This is a genomic window from Flavobacterium sp. HBTb2-11-1, assembly GCF_009826975.1.
Taxonomy (GTDB): domain Bacteria; phylum Bacteroidota; class Bacteroidia; order Flavobacteriales; family Flavobacteriaceae; genus Flavobacterium.
The window spans coordinates 312,649-331,187 of record NZ_WUMO01000002.1; the positions used below are offsets into that span (position 1 = coordinate 312,649).

Consider the following 18,539-nt stretch of genomic DNA (forward strand, 5'->3'; position numbering starts at 1 on the left):
ATTATTTAATGATCTTGATAGTTGATTGTTCGTTGAGATAAGCACTGTTGGAGATCACAATCTGATCTGTTTTCTGAAGACCTTCTTTTATGAATACTTTATTGTTCTCAAATTTATTAATGGTCACCGGTTGGCGTTTTACTTTGTTGTTTTCCACAATAAAAACAAACGCTTTGTTTCCGTCAGCTTCAATAAGCGAATTGTACGGAATGATGATGAAATCTTCTGATTGTTCTGCCTTTATTTCGGCTTTTCCAAACATTCCCACCGCTGGTTTACTTTTTTTAAGGCTCATTTTTAATTCGACTTGAAAGGAGCCCAATGCCGCATCTGCCGCCTGCGATTTTCTAAAAATAAAGGCATCGAATTTTTCATCAGGATAACCGTCAAGCGTTACAGTGGCTTTCTGCCCTACTTTTACCGCGGCCCATTCTTTGTCTGTCAATCCCACTTTTAGCAGATAATTATTGTTTTGGCTGGTTTCATTTATAGCCAGAATTGGCGATCCTGCGCCAACTACTTCTCCTTCGTTTGCTATTTTTTTCGAAACAAAACCATCTGCAGCAGCATAAATTTTAGAATAACGTGCATTAAAAGCCACTGCATCTTTCTGCTTTTTAGCAATGTCAAGACCCGTTTTGGTATTCTGAAGCTGTTCTAATGTATACACACTGTCTTTGTACAAATTACTAGCTCGTTTATAATCACGCTCGTACTTTTTTAGATTTAAATCTGTTTGGTTCAATCCTGCATTAATCTCTGTTTCGTCTAATGATGCCAGAAGCTGGCCTTTCTTAAAAAACTGGCCTTCTTCAACATAAATACGACTGATGATCCCTCCTATTTTAAATCCGTAATTGGCCTGATTTTCTGTTGTTACTAAACCTGATGCGCTTATGGTATTGTTAAGAGCAAAAGATTCGACCGGAGCTGTTTTAATAGGGATAACATCTGTGCTTTCAAAGGGCGAATTTTCCTTTTTTTCTTCTTTACAGGCGTAAAAAAGCGTTAAAGCAAGCAATAAACCCAACCCTTTTTTGGAGACTGCGATATGTTTTTTTAGATATTTGTGAATCGTTAATTTCATGTTTTTTGTTTTTAGTTAAAAGTAAAAGTGGCGTTGGCTCTTTCTAATTCTGCAAAAGCAATCCAGGAGTTATAAAGCGAAATATTAGTGTTAAGCTGCGCATTCACCCATTGGTTCTGTGCATCAAGCAGTTCTATATAAATCGCCTGACCTTCTTTATACAACTTAGTAATGTCGTCATTGTACTTTTTGGCCGACTGTTTTTGATTTTTATCAGCATAAAATTGCTCTAAAGCCGATTTTAGATTGTTCTGTGAAACCTGAAACTGAAGCAGTAACTGCTGTTTTACATTATCAGTTTGTGAAATGATTTTTTTACTGTCTTCTTCAACTTGTTTCAGCTTCCATTTGTTTTTGTTTCCCGAAAAAATATTCCACTCCAGCCCCACTCCGGCAAAATAATAGCGTGAGTTTTTATCTGCTTCAAAATCAAAATCCTGAATTCCGAAATCGGCAAAGCCATTTACTTTTGGCAGCCAGTATGAGCTGGTCAACTTGCTTACATTTTCGTTTATTTCTTTTGCCTGAGTGAGCTTTTGTAACTCTTCTCTATTTTGGGTATTTTCTGAAAGTACTTCTATTGGGGGTACTTCACTCTCATCAGTTTCTATTGCGGCATCAAGTTTTTGATTCAATAAAAAATTAAAATACGATCTGGCATTATTGCTGGTTTGTCTGGCGGTTTCTAAATTGGCCTGAATGCGGATTACCTCATTATCGCTTCGTAAAACGGCAGTCCGGTTTATTTTTTCATTTCTAAATAAAGCCTGATTTACCCTTTGATTTTCTTTTACCAAAGCCAGGGCATCTTCATAAATCTTAATTCCTTCAACCGACTGCAGGTATTTGTAATAGGCAATTTTAATTTCCTTTACTAACTCTCTTTGGTAGATTTCGAGTTCTATTTTTTGAAGCGTAGTCTGCTGGGTTTTTATTCTTTTGTTATAAATAATTTCAAAATTCAGAAGCGGCATCGTGGTATGAATTTTAGCATCATAAAAATTATCCGGATTTATCAAGACCGACTGATTTTCTAACATTGGAAAAGCGTTAGAATTGGTAATCTGATTTAAAGTACTATATACCGGATTCAGCATATCTCCAATCGGAATATCGATTGTCCTTCCGCCTTCTGCCTTGGTGTAACTTCCGTTTAGGGAAACTGTTGGATAAAATAAAGCTCGTGCTTCTTTTAAGGCATACATGCTTTTATTAATGTCAAAATTATGCTGTCTGATTACTTCGTTATTTTTTAAACCGGTCTGTATATAAGTTTCCAGCTTGTTCTGTGCATACCCTAAATATCCTAGACAGAGTATTGCAAAAGTTAGTTTAATTTTCATTTATTGTACGTTGTTTATTATTTGAACGTTGTTCATTTTTTTAGGCAAAAAAATTTTTAAAGCTTTTCTATCATTTTTAAATATTCATTATATCCGTCATACAAAATGGTATCGGGATTCGTAAAATTTACATTTTTAATTCTCTGGTGAATTTCCAGACAGCACATACCATGTACCAAACTCCAAACCATAAATGCCAACGGCTCTACACTATGGCCTTTAAAATAACCTTTGTTAATACATTCTTCAATAGTTTTTTTAACTAATCCAAATGCTGTACATCCTTCGTCCCAATCTTCATTCTCGGAGTCTTTCAGGAATTCTATTGGAGCTTTTAGATTAAACATCAAATCATACATTTCAGAATTTTCGATGGCAAATTTGATATAGGAAAATCCCATTTTCTTTAATCTTTCCTTCGGATCTTCTATAGTATATAACTCCATAAAATAACTATCTAATTCCTGAAAACCTATTGTATGAAGATCATGGAGAATATCATTTTTATCTTTAAAATAAACATAAACAGTACCTACACTGTAGTTAATTTCTTCAGCAATGTTTCTTATGGTAGTATGTTCAATTCCTTTTTCAACAAAAAGCTTTTTAGCACCTTTTAATATCAGGGCTTTTAAAGCTTCTTTTTCTTTTGCTTTTCTATCAATTGTACTCATACTTATTTTATTCAAGGCTTACTAAGGACAAAGATATAAAATAAAATGAACGCTGTTCATTTTTTATTCAGTTAAATATTTTTATACAAATTAAGATTGCAATCTGGCCGTAATACCTTTATGATTCAATAACTTGTAAGCTAACTTTGGTAAAAATCTATTTAACAGATAAATCGCTTTTGTATCGCCAACACGAATAGTGTACGTATTGTTTTTTAATCCTTTTATTAAAGCATCAATTAGCACATCTGGTGTTATCGATTTACCTTCCATTCCCTCAGACATATTTGTTTTTACCAACGGCGGCAATAATTCAAATATTTTTATTCTGCTTCCAATTATCTGTAAATGATCTCGTAATGCTTCTGTATAAAAACGTACCGCAGCTTTTGATGCTGAATAAGTTGGTACAAGATTAGACGGCGTGTAACTCAATATCGATGATGTATTGATAATAGCTGCTTCTTTTCTGCTTTTAAGCATATCCAGAAAAAGATCATTTAAGAGAATAACTCCTAAGTAGTTAGTATTAATTTCTATGGCAGCTTTTTCAAAATGTTTTGAATTACTGAAACCTAAATTATCCTGGCCATTCATAATTCCGGCATTGTTATAAAGTATATCGATACCACCCATTTCATTAATTTGATTGTACAAAGCAACCGCGGCTTCCTGGCTGGACGCATCACTTTTAATGGTCGTAATGGATGGATACATTTTTTTGGCAAGATCTAATTTTTTCTGATCTCTTCCTGTAATAATTACTTTAGCGCCTTCTGTAATGAATTGTTTTGCAGCCTCTAATCCGATTCCGGCAGAGCCACCTGTAATCAAAATTGTCTTACCTTTTAATTCCATAATTTTTCTATTTAGTTTATTATCCCTATATTTGCTTGCAAAATGCAAGTACAAATATAAATATATTTACTTGCAAAAAGCAAGTGATTTTAAATTTATTTTATGAAAACTCAAAAAAAGAGATCAGACTGCCCAGTAAGTTTTTCACTTGAAGCCTTTGGTGACAAGTGGTCGCTGTTGATTGTGAGAGATTTAATGCTTAAAAAAAAATGTACCTATGGCGAATTGGCAAAATCTGATGAGAAGATCGCAACTAACATTTTGGCTGCTCGACTGCTTTCATTAGAAGAAAACGGAATTATTCAGAAACTGGAGCATCCCGACAGTAAAGCCAAAGTACTATATCAATTGACACAGAAAGGAATGGATTTAATTCCAATAATTGTTGAAATTAATCTTTGGGCAGAAAAGTATACCGACATTCCTGAAAAAAGAAAGGAATTGCTGGCACAAATGAATGCTGATAAGGAAGGATTTATTAAAAATGCTTTTAAAGAACTTGAATCAAATCGATAGTATATATTACATAGCTACTACTTTTTTTGCCACAATAAATTTGGGCTGGAATGTGCATGACAAAACACGCCCTCGCAGGTGTAGAACTGCCTCCAATTTTGTTACACAAGCTAAGGCGGTTTTAATAAAAGAGGTTAGCGATTTGTTTTTTGAAGCTGCATTTTCCTTCAATCCCCAACGGGACATCTAAACCAAATTCATTAAGCCACTGGGAGACAAGTGACTACATATAATAAGCCAATTTCTTCAAATCATCCAAAAAAAATGTTGAAATTTGTCCCGTCGGGGTCACTCAGCCAGATGGCGCCAATTGAAGACAATTGGCGCCATTTTTTCATTTACACTAATAAATACGGTGGCTTTGAGTCATTTTTGCTTTTATTTTCTTTCTCTAAAATAATAGAAAAATTGCTTCAGCGTGTATATTTAGATGAAAAATAATACAAATAGTTAATTTATCATTCGATAACTTAACAGGATTCGAACCCCCAGAATATTATAGAAATTGACTCTATATAATCTCCAAATTGCTTTCAATTACTATTTAATGACAAATAATGAAATCTGATTTCAAAACGTATTTAAGTATATTATTGCTATATTTGCTTAAGAGCCTGCCAGCGATGCCATTCCGATTAAAAAAGCTGGACGAACAGTCAAAACCAATATGTCATTTACTCCAGATGTCCAATATACTCAAAAACCATATAGCCAAATTTGCACAGGTATCAGACAATGACTTTGAGCAAATCAAAAAATTCTTCGACATAAAACAAACGTGTAAAAAAGAGAACCTGCTAAAGGAGGGACAGATCTGCCGTCATCATTATTTTGTTTTGGACGGCCTGCTTAGAAAGTTTTATATTAACGAGAAAGGTACCGAACAAACCACGGAATTTGCCATAGAAACATGGTGGCTTACCGATAACTTTGCCTACGAGAACCAGCTCGCGACAGAATTTTATATTCAGGCAGTAGAGAAATCAACATTGCTTTACATCACTTTGGAGAAGCAGCAGAAGCTGCTGGAAGAGTTTCCGGTAATGGAGCGCTATTTCCGTTTTGTCTACCAGAGGGCTTATGCAGCCGCACAGAAACGCATCAAATTTCTTTTCTCGTTCTCTAAGGAAGAGTTTTATTTCCAGGCAGTCAGAAACCACCCCGAATTCATCCAGCGTGTTCCCCAATACCTCATCGCTTCCTATCTAGGATTCACGCCCGAATACTTGAGCGAAATACGCAAAAGGCTTCTTTCTTAAACCAGTTTAAGTTTTTTCCTTTCCCTATTATTGAATTTTGCATTGAACAATTTTAAAAGAATAATACAATGCAAAAACGACTTAACATTAAGCAGGCCGCTCCGGATGCACTAAAAGCGATGATAGGACTTGAAGGCTACCTTTCAAAAATTTCCATATCCAAGACAGCCAAAGAACTCATAAAGATACGTGCCTCGCAGATCAACGGCTGTGCCTACTGCATCAACATCCACACTCAGGACGCCATTAAAAACGGCGAGTCAAACCAGCGCATTTTTCTCTTGAGTGCTTGGAGAGAAGCTGGGGACATTTTTACAGAAGAGGAAAAAGTGGTGCTCGCGGTAACTGAAGAGATAACATTAATTCATGAGAACGGATTAACGGATGAAACCTATACAAAGGCCTTACAGTATTTCAGTGAAAGCCAGATAGCAGATATAATAACGGCCGTCATAACAATCAATCTTTGGAACAGGGTTGTTCTCAGTACCCATCTCCGAATAGGAGAAAGTCTTGCATAACTTGCAAAAAACTAGTTTAATTACGATGCATCCAAAAGTTTAGAATTATAATTAAATTTGAAGACAATAAGCCCGATTTGTTTCGGGCTTATTGCTTTTACGAAAAACTCATTTAAAAGCACCAATTAGGATAGAAATGCTCCAGTGGAACAACAATCAAATAATTCATACAGCCAAAGAAAGACAATCCTGCCTTAACTTAAACAATCTTTTAAAATCCTGCATAAATTTTGTAAATTTATATATCAGTTTAATGCGATGGATCAATTGAGTTTTTACAATTTTTGCATCAATCCTACTCAGGACATCCGAACCAATTTTTTAACGCCAATGAAAGACAGACATTACATATAGAAAGCCAATCTCTTCAAATCATCCAAAAATGATGTTGAAATTTGTCCTGTCCCCGTCACAAAGCCAAATGGCGCCAATTAAAGACAATTGGCGCCATTTTTTTATTAAACATAACTGCTGATGGGCTACAGCTGAAAATTGATTTATTCCTCACTAAAATAAAGCATAAAATAGCCCCGATAGCAGCGGAAATCCTTCTGCGCCGGGTTTCGGCGCAGAAGATTGAAACGTATAGCGGGAAAAAGCTCCCAAAAAAACCAAACCTAAAAACCAAACCCTAAAAATAATATTATATAAACGCTTCAATAAACACACAGGCAGTCCTGCGGGCATAAGAACCCTTGAAAAAGAACAGAGAAATATCTGCAAAACCCGGCATCCACGCTATTCAGACCGTGAAGTATTCTTTCCGCCTGCAGATCAAAAACAGAAAAAGCATTATTTTGCCGCCAGCAAAACAAAGATTGCTTTTGGGCTTAAAATTATAAGATAAGACAATAATCCCCTAATTTTGCAGTTTACAAACCACACCCATGGAAAATCCAGGAACATTGCCTGATTGGAATTCCTGAAAGTGCTGGAAAGCATACAAAAAATGAAGAAGTTTGCAATTAAAAAACAGCAAGGAGATAAATGGCTGGTCTCCCACAACGAGCACCCCAGGTTCACCTGCCTGTTCGAGGATAAAAAATTCATTTACCGCAGGACCCTCACAGGACTCTGCGACCCCGCAGGGGATCCTGAGCAAATCGAGCTGGTCCAGAGAATGGAAAAATGGCTCTCGCGCTGCCATAAGGAAAAAATAAACGGCTGACACTGCCTAGGGCCTTGACAGCCCTTTCGGGCCGTGCTCTTTGCCGGGACATAAAAGAAATCCCCGCAAGGCTTTACATGGGCTCTGTTCCGGTGCAGAACGAAGCCTTTTCTGCGCTGCTGAGGCCAAAATTTGATTTGCTTCTCTTATTGCACTGCTGCTTTACTGGCGCCAAAACTTGATTTATTTCTGGAGTACTATTCAGGGAAATTAACAGTAGCATAGTGCCACATTAAAGGACACTATGCTTAATGCTTTATATAATATCAGATTAATGCTACTTTTTCATAATCTTAAAGGTTTTGTTCTCCAAAGATGTGTTTACATTTAGGATATAAATTCCCGATGCGTAACCTGTTAAATCAACTCGGTTTTCATGTGTTTGAAGTATAATATCACCAGACATATTATTCACTGAAACCGTAATAGATTCATCTGTACTGATATAGAAAACATCTGTAGATGGATTAGGATATACCATTAGTTTTGCAACGCTGCTTTCCAGGTTATTCTCACCCAAACCCAAACTTTTTGCTGTTGAGTAACTTTGCACCGGAATCCTGATGTTATCTACATTAAGATGGCCCCAGCCTCCCGTTGCATTGTCCACTATTTTAATGTAACAGTCAGTACCTATAAAATCGTGTGCGTCTAGTGTTTTGGAGATATAAGCCTCACTGTCATTATTATCTCCTGTAACTTTCATTAAAACACTGCCGTCAGAAGCCCTGACTAATGCCAAATACAAAGTATTGATATCAAATCCTCCGCCAACAAGGCAGGTAATCTTTCCATCACCTCCAAGTCTGAAATTTTGGGTCTGGATACTGCCGGTCTGACTGTCTTCGCCTTCCTTAAATGACCATAAATGATAGCTTCCGTGTTGATTAAAAGGGCCTCCCCATGACCAGTTGGCAGCATTTGTTACATCACCGTTTGAAAAGGCATTCCCTGTAATAGTCCATCCGGTTAAATCACCGGATTCGAAATCATAAGTTAGATAGCTGTTTTGCGGATTTGGCTTCACTGTAATGACAGCTGCTGCCGTAAACCCGCCATCAACTGCAGCAGCGGTAATTGTTGCACTCCCTGCAGCTATAGCTCTTACAAGGCCGCTGGTGTCAACTGTTGCTGCCTGCGGATTTGAAGAGCTCCAAACAACGGCCTTGCTGCTTGCCGATGCCGGACTTACCGTCGCGGTTATCTGCAGCGCAGCCCCTATATTCAATTCAGCGCTGGTCGGGCTGACGCTGATTCCCGTTGCCGGAACGTTTGCAAGGGTCTGAATTGGAATCTTTACATCATCAATATTAATATGGCCAAATCCTTCTGTTGAATTATCAACCACTTTTATATAACAGATTTCATTGATGTACTGCGCGGCGTCAAAAAAAGAAGCGCTATAGGCTTCTGAATTCTTACCGGTTTCCTTGAATAAAACCTGATTGTCCGATGCCCTGACTAAAGCGATATATAAGGAATTCAAATTCTGGCCTCCGCCCACTAAAAAAGATACCTTGCCATCACCTCCTAATTTAAAATCTGCTGTTCTTATACTGCCTGTTTGGGCATCCCCTCCGCTTTTAAAACTCCATAAATGGTACCTTTTCTGCTGGTTGAATGGAATAGTGCCCCAAAAAACAGTATCCTCGCTTACATCGGCATCTGAAAAAGCATCGCCCGCAGCTGTCCAGCCTGATAAATTGCCTCTTTCAAAATCGTAATTAAGATAACTAGGGGCCTGGGTAACGGTAAGTGTACTTTGAGCAGTGAAACCACCCTGGACTGTTTGAACTTTCAATATCGCCGTACCGACCGATTTAGCGGTTACTTTTCCCTGAGCGTCAATTTCCGCTACAGCTGTATTCAAAGAAGACCATGTAACGTTTTTATTTGTGGCATTCTCAGGAGATATTGAAGCTGTCATGGTTCTTGATTCTCCTACTGAGAGCGCAAAACTTGAAGGATTCATCACCACTCCTGTTACAGTCAGACTTGGCGGCAAAGGCATAACGGCATTATCCGGCACAGGAACGCTGATGGCATCCAGATTTAGATGTCCCCATCCCCCTGTGCTTTTGTCAACTGCCTTCAAATAGCAGTTCAATCCTCTATATTGGCTTGCATCAAATGATCCTGCTTTATAGGTCTCGGAATTATCTCCGGTGGCTTTCATTAGTTCGGCTCCGGTAGAGGCATTGACAAGGGCCAGATATAAATTGTTCATATCATTTCCCCCAGCGATTAAAAAATTGATCTTTCCGTCTCCTTCAAGGGTAAATGTGCCGGTTCTCATTTCTCCAACCTGAACATCCTCACCATCCAGAAATCCCCACATATGATAAGTTCCCTGCTGCATAAAGGTTCCTGCAAACCAGTCGGTTTTATCGGTAACATCAGCATTTGAAAAAGCATTTCCGCTCACCACTGACCAATTGGTCAAATCACCACTTTCAAAATCATACAACAGCTCTCCTTTAACAGCCTTAAATATAATACCCTGATTTACGCTGACTGTAGTACTGGTTATTTCCGGATCACTGTTTAGAAACTCTGACAAAGCAACCGTAACAGTAAAATTGGTAATATCCTTGTCGTAGTCCTGTGCAGTTCCAGATAAGGTTATTTTTACCCTGGTTGAATCAATGCGGCTTATATTATATTGCAGTCCTGTAGGCAGGTTCCGCAGAGTCCAGGATCCGGAATTTAAAACGTTCTTCCATTTATTATTGGAAACCTTGACCTCGATTTCCTTTCCCGCTTCGAAACCTTCCTTAAGTTCACTCGCCGAGGAAAGGATTAATGTTGTCATAGCTTCCTGTATAGCTTTGAAAATAACAGCCGTACCTGTGACCATTGACGGTGCCTTATCTTCTGTAAATTCAGAAACCGGTACGGAAAGTGTTACCGAACGATCCGTATCATAATCACTGGTGCTATTGCCTTGAAGGACAATTTTAGCTTTGGTATCCGAAACTCTTGCAATACTTGAAACCTGGACGCCTTGCGGTAAATTTTCTACCTGCCAAAGGGAAGGGTTAAGTGTACTTTTAAATGTATTATTGCTCACTGAAACAAAAAACTCTTTACCATTCTCAGCGTGTTCTGCAATAACACTCTCGCTTGATATATTAATTTTCGTCTGGGCTATACCAAAGGCTTTGTCCAGATTATAAACCTCAACATTAGTGAAAATCGAAGCTCCTCCCACAGAGTTCAGCTGAATGCCTTTGCTGTCCGCTTTTGTTGGATAAATCCTGCTTGAAAATGCAGCAGCATCATTTATAAAGACATCAATAATGGAATGGTCAATGAAAACCTGGAATTTGACAGGTTTTCCAAATGCTGCCTCGTCATAATCCCCTTTTAAAAGTGTGTTTTCTTCATTCTCGGAAGACAGGCTTGAATGGCTTTTATCCAATACTATCTGTTTGGTATTTACATCATAATACAATTTTGTATACTCGCCTCCGCTTGCTGAAACTGCAAAATTTATCCCATACTGCGTGGCTGTTGCCGCTGGATTCACACTAGCCACAATTTCAATTGCACTGCCATCTGCATTTAACTGCTGGGTTCCATTAACCGATAAATTGGTAAAGGATCTTTTACTCCCTGCCAGCCTTAAGCTTTGTAATTCAGGTGCAGGAGCCTGCCCTAAAGTCTTTGCATCAGGCAGTAGAGAGTAGACCCTCGGCAAACTATAGGTATGACACCAGCCGGCATTAAGCTGCGCCTGGGATGATCTTCTCTCATCCACCATACCTATTCCTACAAGTTGACCATTTGCTTTTCGTGTTACCGTTGGCGATAAATGTCCATGTATAATATCTAAATTTTTCGGCTGAATAAAATCCGGGGTAAATTTGTCTCCGTTCCAGCTGCCGATCCAATAAACAGCCCTTGTATATTTTGAAGGCCCGTATTTATTCACACTCCCGCCAATTGGATTGGTGATCAGTAAATATTTGCCATTTCCTAGAGATTCAAAAACAGGCATCTCCCATATTACAGAACCAATATCCATTTGCCCGTAGTTTACAGTGGAGAACTGGTCCTTGTGGTTCCAGGTCACCAAATCCGATGAACTGTAAAAATCAAGCCCCCCTCCGCTGCCCACTGCAGCTCCGATTATCATATTATAATTGCCTGTTGCGGCATCTTTCCATAGATAAGGATCCCTAAAATCATTAACAAATTGTCTGTTGATAACCGGTCCTTTCTTGGTCCAATTCTCTAGATTGGCATCACTGCTTGTGGCCAGTGATATGCCTGGATTGTACATACTGCCATGATTCACGCTTGTATAAAGGGCATGCGCTACATTATCCTTTACAATCACATCGCCTGACCAGATTCCCTTCATATCGGTTCCTGTCGTTCCCCCGCCGTCCAATGTTGGCCATAATGCATCTTTTTTATTCTCCCAATGTACCAGGTCACTGCTGGTCATATGTCCCCAGTGCATTTGTGTTTTAAAAGGTCCGTTTGGGGTTCTCTGATAAAACATATGATAGGCATTGTTGTATTTTACAAGACCGTGTGGCTCATTGGTCCAGTTTGCAGGCGGCATGGCATGATAAACCGGTCTTAAAAGATCGTTTTCAAATCTGCTTTCCGGTACAGCGATTGCCTGCTCTCCTGTTGTGGTTGCAGAGGCAATTCCCGCCGTGTAATCAGATAGCAATTCCGAATTTGGTTTTGCACGCGCATAAATTTTTGTATCATCAATCGCGGCATTGATACAGTTGATCAAAAAAATCCCCATCGTCTTGTTGACTTCACTCTTGCCAACAAGCAATGGCGTATCGGCTTTAGTAAATACCGCAGTGGCAGGAATTGCTGTTGATGCTACAACATTGCCGTTGAGTACCAGTTTTAAAGTGCCTGCACCGGCATCAATAACCCCGGCAACATGCACCCATTGGTATAAAGGAAAATTAGCCGGCGCCTTGACTTTATAAAGCTGGCCCGAAAGGTTTGCCTCGAACCACCACTCGCCAAAAGTATTTATGCTTAATGAAAAACCTTTTCCGTCCTTTCTTTGTGAAACAATAGCCGAAGGCGTCAGGCCATTATAAGGCAGTTCTTCATCTGAAGGATAAGACTCCAAAGAAATCCAGGTTTCAATAGTTGCCTGCCCTTGAAGAGGTGCTGCAAAATCCCCTGACACCCATGTGGAAAATCCGTCTGTTCTCAGTGCGTTGCCATAAATTCCCGGCACCCTTTCGGGTTTGCCGAATGTGTTGCTGATCGCAAATGATTTGTTGTCTATGGCATCCTTGATGGAACTTACACCCGACGCCTCGTTATAATTGAGATGAAGTACCGGCTGCTGGGAATACATGCAATTTATAAAAATCAGCAGTATCCCTATTAGTGTATTTTTTTTCATACTTTCTATTTGAACTTGTTTATCAAAAATCTGAATTGTATATATTTTTGTGATGGCATCCTGCTTTGATTAGAAAAACAAGCTGCCATAGCACCAAAAGAAAATGTCAAAACATTCCATCGATAAATACCAATAGAATAAAAAAATAACCAAAAGTAAAAATACTATTTCTTTAAATGAAAGGGTTTATAAAACGTTCAATCTCCTCAATTTTAAGATCAGGATTCGCGCCTTCACTCTGAGCAACCAAAGCCCCCACTGCGCATGCAAAATTAATTGCTTCCTGTGGATTTACCTCACTTAGCAATTTGCTGATCAGTGAAGCTAAAAAAGAATCACCAGCTCCAACTGTATCGACTACTTTGATTTCATAGCCGCTGTTATAGAACAGTCTACCCTGATGCAGCAGGACTGCTCCATGCCTTCCTTTTGTCACACAGATGCTTTTTGCTTTAGTATGGTTTGCTATGAACTCCAGATTTTGCTCCAATGAATTATATTTTGATCCCATATAACGGCTGATTTCAAACAGCTCATCATCGTTGAATTTGATAAAAGCGGCCTTTTTCAATAATTCTATAAGCAGTTCGGCAGTATAATAGGGCTTTCTCAGGTTAACGTCAAAAACCGAATACTTTGCAATTTCAATAAGCTGCAATAGGGTAGTTTTAGACAGTATATCGCGGCCGACCAGGCTTCCAAACACAAAGGCATCCGAATTCCTAACAGCTTCTAATGCAGTTTCTTGGAGTTCAATTTTATCCCATGCTTTTGGAAACATAATATCATAAGACGCTGAGCCTTTTTCATTAAGCATTACTTTTACTTCTCCGGTTTCAAATTCGGAGTTTACCTGGATGAGTTCTGTGCTGATTCCTGATTCCTTAATAAAATTAATCAGGGCATCTCCATTCTGGTCATTGCCAACGGCACTGATCATAGACACTTGATTGCCTAAAGACTGCAGTCTGATAGCAACATTTAATGGGGCGCCCCCAATTTTTTTGTGTGTAGGAAAAACATCCCACAAAACTTCTCCGAAGCAGGTTATTTTTGACATATTTTATGCTATTATAATAGAATCCAAAAGATATTTAATAAATCAAATATCCTTTGGACTTAAAAATTTACTAAGTTGATTTAATTATTTTGTTCTCAAGTAATCAATTGAGTTACGATAGATACCCTTTACATTATTAGCATACGGATTTATTCTGTTGTCATTCATAGACCATTCCATGCCCCCGAATCCAATACCGATTATTGTTCCGGCAAATACCGGAGTTGGCATAAATTCAATGATTCCTGCAACCGCTTCATCGGAAACACCGCTCCAGGTTGCCAGTACTTTCCCACCGTAAAGTCTTTGGAATTCTCCGAATTGACCCAGCTGGTGCCCCGCAGCAAGTAATGGCCCCAAGTCCCACATGGTGTTATGGTCCTCTTTAAAACCTCCATTTATAACAGGGAAATATCCGTTTGAATCTGTGGAAATTACAGTTGTGATATTAAAAACAGGGCTGTTGCGCTGGTCATTCTGAAAATTCACACCTGCATCTATAGACCAGATATCATTATTGTTTCCTCCTGCACCATTGCTTCGAATAGTCAAAAGGCCGCTTTTATCCCTTCCTATCTCGCCAATATAGGAATTGGCCATTCCGCCTGTCAGCATCTTTCCTCCTTCAGCAACAAACTGCGTAATTACATTTTTTTTGTTTAAAATCGCAGCCGGAAGCGCAGAGCTTCCCACCTGATCGTAGTAAAACAATAGTACATTAACCTCAGCAAGTGATCCTATTGTCAAATCATTAAAGGGAATATACACAAAATCTTCCTTATAGGTATCTTTTGCCCACTGCGCAAATGCCTTGGTGTCATCATCTGCAATATCGCCAATAGCAGCAGCTTCGTTAATAAAGGCAATTCGGCTTGGAAGTATTTTGTAATCAATCACGTAATTTCTTTTGCTATTGCTGAAACTTACCGATACTGCCCTATTGCTCTTCAAATTAATTGTTGTACCCGATGCAGGCGAACTAATTACCCCAGATGGGGTTGTGGTTTCCAGAAGTACTGATTCCAAATTAGTAGTGTTTGGAAGAACCACGCTGATTACCCCTGATAAGTTATCAATTGAACCAGGTACGCCATTGATGCTGACACTCTCTAAGATGCTTAACTTGGAATCCGCATCATCATTGTAATTATCCCTTGCGTCGCAAGAGATAATCAGCAATGATAAAAAACCAAATAAAACCACTTGATAGAAAAATGTTCGTTTATTATAATTTTTCATACTTTTTTATTTTAAATCAAAAGATCACTTTGTTGAATTGTATTTATTGCAATAAATAATCAATTACGTTTTTGGTGAATTTCTCAATATTAGATTGGAATTTATTAGTTCGTCCGTCATTTGTCTGCCACTCGTAAGAGCTGCCGCCCATAGAAATGATTTTACCTTTCCATGCCCCCACTGGATGCCATTCAGCAGCTACAACAACGCACATATCCGGAATAAACTGCCAATCTCCTAAAATAGTACAGCTTGTTAATTTTTCAAATTCAGCACCTCTTGCAACACTACAATGCTGCTCTTTCAAGCCAGGAATTCCACCTAAGTCCCAAACTGCATTGTGATCTTCTTTAAATCCATTATCCAGGAATGGAACAAAATCCCATGCAAAAGTATCTCCAAGAGCATTATTTATTTTTGTACTTGTAATGCCTGCAAAAGCTGGGTGACCTGTTACATTTGTAGGCTTACCTGCTGTATTGTTAAGTCCCCAGTACTCAATATTATCTGTACCGTTTCCTGTTCCAATTGTCGTTGGGTTAAAAGGTATTCTGCCCATATCATCTAAGTATGTGTTGGCAAGACCAGCCAAAAACATATTTCTTCCACTTTTTACAAAATCTGCTAAAATAGCGACTTGGTTCGCGCTCATTGCTCCACCATCAGGTAAATCTGTCGTTCCTGTATTGTCGTAATAAAAGAATAAAACTTTTACATCAGCCAACGCTGCAGCATTCAGACTGCTTAAAGGAATATATTTAAAATCAGCTCCATAGGTAGTGGCTGCCCACTGTGCCGCCTTTTTTGTATCCAGTTCTGAAATATTGTTTACAGAAGCTGCATTTCCAATAAAAGCTACCTTGGTAGGCTGGATAGACTGCACGGATACTGCGTATGTTTTTTTCAAATTTTCAGTATTGGTCACTACATAAGATACCGCCCCTTTTGAGAAATCCTGAGCCGAACCTGAAGAAGGACTTACAGATTGTCCAATTGGTGCAGTTACAGTTGGTTTTAATGCCGTTAGATCAGCTCCCGGAGGCAAGACAACTAAAATTGAATTGGCCCCATTATCAATAATTCCCTGAATGCCATTAATTTCAAAAGCAGAAATTACAGGTGCAGCCGTTTGAGTAACAGTTACTTCATATTGTTTTGCAGTATATCCATTGTTTGAAAGTACTGTATAGGTCTGTGGTTTTGAGAAATCTCTTGCAACACCAGAAGATACGTCAACCGTATTTCCTTCAGAAAGAACAAAATTAGGCGCTAACTTTGTAATATCCCCGTCCTGGCTTCCCACCTGAACGGCAATTTTTCCTGTGGCCTGGTCAATTACACCGGCCTTATCCCCAAATGAAAACGACAATATTTTTGGATCCCCATAAACGCCCAATGATACTGTATATTTTCTATTGGCCCCGTCGCTTGATTTGATTTCAAAAACAATTGAGCCTTTCGAAAAATCAAATGTTCCATTGGCATCAGGAGTAATTGTTGCTCCCTCAGGAAGTCTTATCTCAGGGGTAACTTTTGTAAGATCAGAACCCGATGGCAGAGTCATTGTTATAGTTCCCAGTGTGTGGTTGATCTCAGCATATTTTGCCCCTACCTTAAAAGATTGGATAATGGCATTAGTATAATCAGGAACCCTGTCCTGAAAATTGTCATCGCTTGCGCAGGAATTAAACATTAGAATGCTTAGCATTAAAACAGTAATTGCTTTAATGCCCATAAAAAATTTCTTTGGTTTCATGTTATAGTTAGTTTTATTTAGTAAGTTAATATCCAGCTCTTTGTTTGTAGACCCCTGAACTTGCATCAATTTCTATCTGAGGTATAGGCATAAACTCCTCTTTTGGTTGCAAAGAAGCTGACTGCAGATAAGTTCTTTTGGTTTTTTCCACCTCGATATAGGAAGCCGTATACTGCTCAGCAATTCCCCATCGTACCAGATCATAAAAACGATGACCTTCATTTGATAATTCCAGTCTGCGTTCCATTCGTAAAGCAGCGCGGGCTTCTTCTTGTGAAAGAGTTGTTGGATATAATCCAATTGCATAGTTTGCTGCATTTTTGGAATGATCATTAAAATCTTTTACGTAAGGTGAATTCTTAGCACGTGTTCTGATGAGATTTATAATTGTGATACCTGCAGCAATCTGCCCAGATTCTATCAAGGCTTCTGCTTTCCATAATAAAAGGTCACTGTATTTTATTATTGGAAAGTCCAAATTACCTAAAGCCCATGGGAAACCATTTGGATTAGACGCCATACCTGATGAATTAGGGGATATCATATTTTTCTTGGCAACAAAAGGCCCGTAAGTTGATATATCCCTGCTCCAATTTAGCTGCTGCGGCATTGCTGCCCAGTCTTTCCACGTAATTCCAGGTCTTCCCACAGAATGATCCAGCCTAGGGTCTACATTATCAGCCGCCGTTACATCTGCATTGTTATAACTATCAAAAAGAGGCAGTCCATTGGCTCCTACTTTAAAAGAGTTTACCAGATTCTGTGATGGTTTGTGAAAATCATCCCCGTTCAAATAAGGGTGGTTAGGATCATCTCCTGGACTATCAGGAGAGTTAAGTAAGTCCCCCATGTTCACATTGCCATAAGTTGAGCCATCATTGATAGAAAATTGGATAGCAAAAATATTTTCCTTGTTTCCATATCCAGGCTCAGAATATAATTTTTCTATATCCTGTACCAATGCATATTGTCCTGAATTGATTACCATATCAGCGCTTGTAATGGCATCAGACCATTTTTTTTGATATAATTGAGCCTTTGACAAAAAAGCGTAAGCTGTCATTTTATTTGCCCTGCCCAAATCTGTCTGATTAGCTGGAAGCAGTGCAATTGCTTCATTTAAATCCGCTTCTATCTTAGACCATATAAAAGCAGTGTCAAAAGTATTTGGGATTTTATTGATCTCATCAATCGGAGTATTTTCGTCATACCATACAATTGAACCGAAATTTTTCATTGCCTCGAAATAAAAATGGGCTCTCAAAACTTTTAATTCACCAATCCTGATATCCCTGTTTGGAAAATCCGCCGCAGTTTTTTGCGTTATGGCGCGAAGGGCTGTATCTACTCTTTTTAGCCCAAAATATATCGCCCTCCATAAATTATAGCCGTTTTCATTTGATGGAAACAGGTCGTGGGTCTCGATTTGGTGTGTTCCACCACCCGGATTATCCCCGGTGCCGCCTCCACCTTTATAAGAATCCCCAGAGCGGATATCTGAGAATATCCAATTCGAAGGAGCGTGGTCAAAAGGCCTGTCATCTCTTCCTTGGCCAGTATTAAACCTATAATCCAAGGCACCGTAAGCTGCTACAACTAACTGCTCGGCATCCATATTGGCCTCAGAAATTACGTTGTATTCTTTTACATCAAGATCAGAATC

General features: G+C 38.8%; 13 protein-coding genes. 4 read left to right on the plus strand and 9 right to left on the minus strand.

Going from position 1 to position 18,539, the window contains the following annotated elements; genetic code table 11:
- Window position 1: 1 nt before the first annotated feature.
- The 4 genes from GR162_RS06430 to GR162_RS06445 all read right to left on the minus strand — a co-directional run bounded on the left by GR162_RS06430 (window position 2) and on the right by GR162_RS06445 (window position 3,962).
- Entirely contained in the window at window positions 2-1,087 is a 1,086-nt protein-coding gene (locus GR162_RS06430) for an efflux RND transporter periplasmic adaptor subunit (RefSeq protein WP_091135008.1), read from the minus strand.
- Window positions 1,088-1,098: 11 nt separating this feature from the next.
- Complete coding sequence (locus tag GR162_RS06435; RefSeq protein ID WP_091135009.1) at window positions 1,099-2,430, minus strand: TolC family protein; 1,332 nt, start codon at window positions 2,428-2,430, stop codon at window positions 1,099-1,101.
- Between the two features lie 56 nt (window positions 2,431-2,486).
- On the minus strand, window positions 2,487-3,104 hold the full coding sequence (locus tag GR162_RS06440) for a TetR/AcrR family transcriptional regulator (protein ID WP_035644139.1): 618 nt from the start codon (window positions 3,102-3,104) through the stop codon (window positions 2,487-2,489).
- 90 nt (window positions 3,105-3,194) lie between these two features.
- The gene (locus GR162_RS06445; RefSeq protein ID WP_035645078.1) at window positions 3,195-3,962 is read right to left on the minus strand and encodes an SDR family oxidoreductase; all 768 of its coding nucleotides are present in this window, start codon (window positions 3,960-3,962) and stop codon (window positions 3,195-3,197) included.
- Between the two features lie 102 nt (window positions 3,963-4,064).
- Here GR162_RS06445 and GR162_RS06450 point away from each other — a divergent pair, with 102 nt between their 5' ends.
- The 4 genes from GR162_RS06450 to GR162_RS06465 all read left to right on the plus strand — a co-directional run bounded on the left by GR162_RS06450 (window position 4,065) and on the right by GR162_RS06465 (window position 7,426).
- Window positions 4,065-4,478 carry a helix-turn-helix domain-containing protein gene (locus GR162_RS06450; RefSeq protein WP_035644141.1) on the plus strand — a complete coding sequence of 138 codons (414 nt, stop codon included), beginning with the start codon at window positions 4,065-4,067 and terminating at the stop codon, window positions 4,476-4,478.
- Between the two features lie 683 nt (window positions 4,479-5,161).
- Window positions 5,162-5,737: a Crp/Fnr family transcriptional regulator gene (locus GR162_RS06455; RefSeq protein ID WP_026729722.1), complete on the plus strand. Its 576-nt coding sequence runs from the start codon at window positions 5,162-5,164 to the stop codon at window positions 5,735-5,737.
- 68 nt (window positions 5,738-5,805) lie between these two features.
- Window positions 5,806-6,258, plus strand: coding sequence for a carboxymuconolactone decarboxylase family protein (locus tag GR162_RS06460; protein ID WP_160781434.1), 453 nt, complete (start codon window positions 5,806-5,808; stop codon window positions 6,256-6,258).
- Window positions 6,259-7,207: 949 nt separating this feature from the next.
- On the plus strand, window positions 7,208-7,426 hold the full coding sequence (locus tag GR162_RS06465; RefSeq protein ID WP_160781435.1) for a hypothetical protein: 219 nt from the start codon (window positions 7,208-7,210) through the stop codon (window positions 7,424-7,426).
- A 277-nt stretch (window positions 7,427-7,703) separates the two neighbouring features.
- On the opposite strand, the gene GR162_RS06470 is transcribed toward GR162_RS06465, so the two are convergent.
- The 5 genes from GR162_RS06470 to GR162_RS06490 form a co-directional block, all read right to left on the minus strand.
- On the minus strand, window positions 7,704-12,821 hold the full coding sequence (locus GR162_RS06470) for an Ig-like domain-containing protein (RefSeq protein WP_160781436.1): 5,118 nt from the start codon (window positions 12,819-12,821) through the stop codon (window positions 7,704-7,706).
- 172 nt (window positions 12,822-12,993) lie between these two features.
- Window positions 12,994-13,881, minus strand: coding sequence for a carbohydrate kinase family protein (locus GR162_RS06475; protein ID WP_160781437.1), 888 nt, complete (start codon window positions 13,879-13,881; stop codon window positions 12,994-12,996).
- Between the two features lie 84 nt (window positions 13,882-13,965).
- Window positions 13,966-15,120, minus strand: coding sequence for a DUF4960 domain-containing protein (locus GR162_RS06480; RefSeq protein ID WP_160781438.1), 1,155 nt, complete (start codon window positions 15,118-15,120; stop codon window positions 13,966-13,968).
- Window positions 15,121-15,163: 43 nt separating this feature from the next.
- Window positions 15,164-16,876: a DUF4960 domain-containing protein gene (locus tag GR162_RS06485; RefSeq protein WP_160781439.1), complete on the minus strand. Its 1,713-nt coding sequence runs from the start codon at window positions 16,874-16,876 to the stop codon at window positions 15,164-15,166.
- A 25-nt stretch (window positions 16,877-16,901) separates the two neighbouring features.
- Window positions 16,902-18,491, minus strand: coding sequence for a RagB/SusD family nutrient uptake outer membrane protein (locus GR162_RS06490; RefSeq protein WP_160781440.1), 1,590 nt, complete (start codon window positions 18,489-18,491; stop codon window positions 16,902-16,904).
- Window positions 18,492-18,539 lie beyond the last annotated feature (48 nt).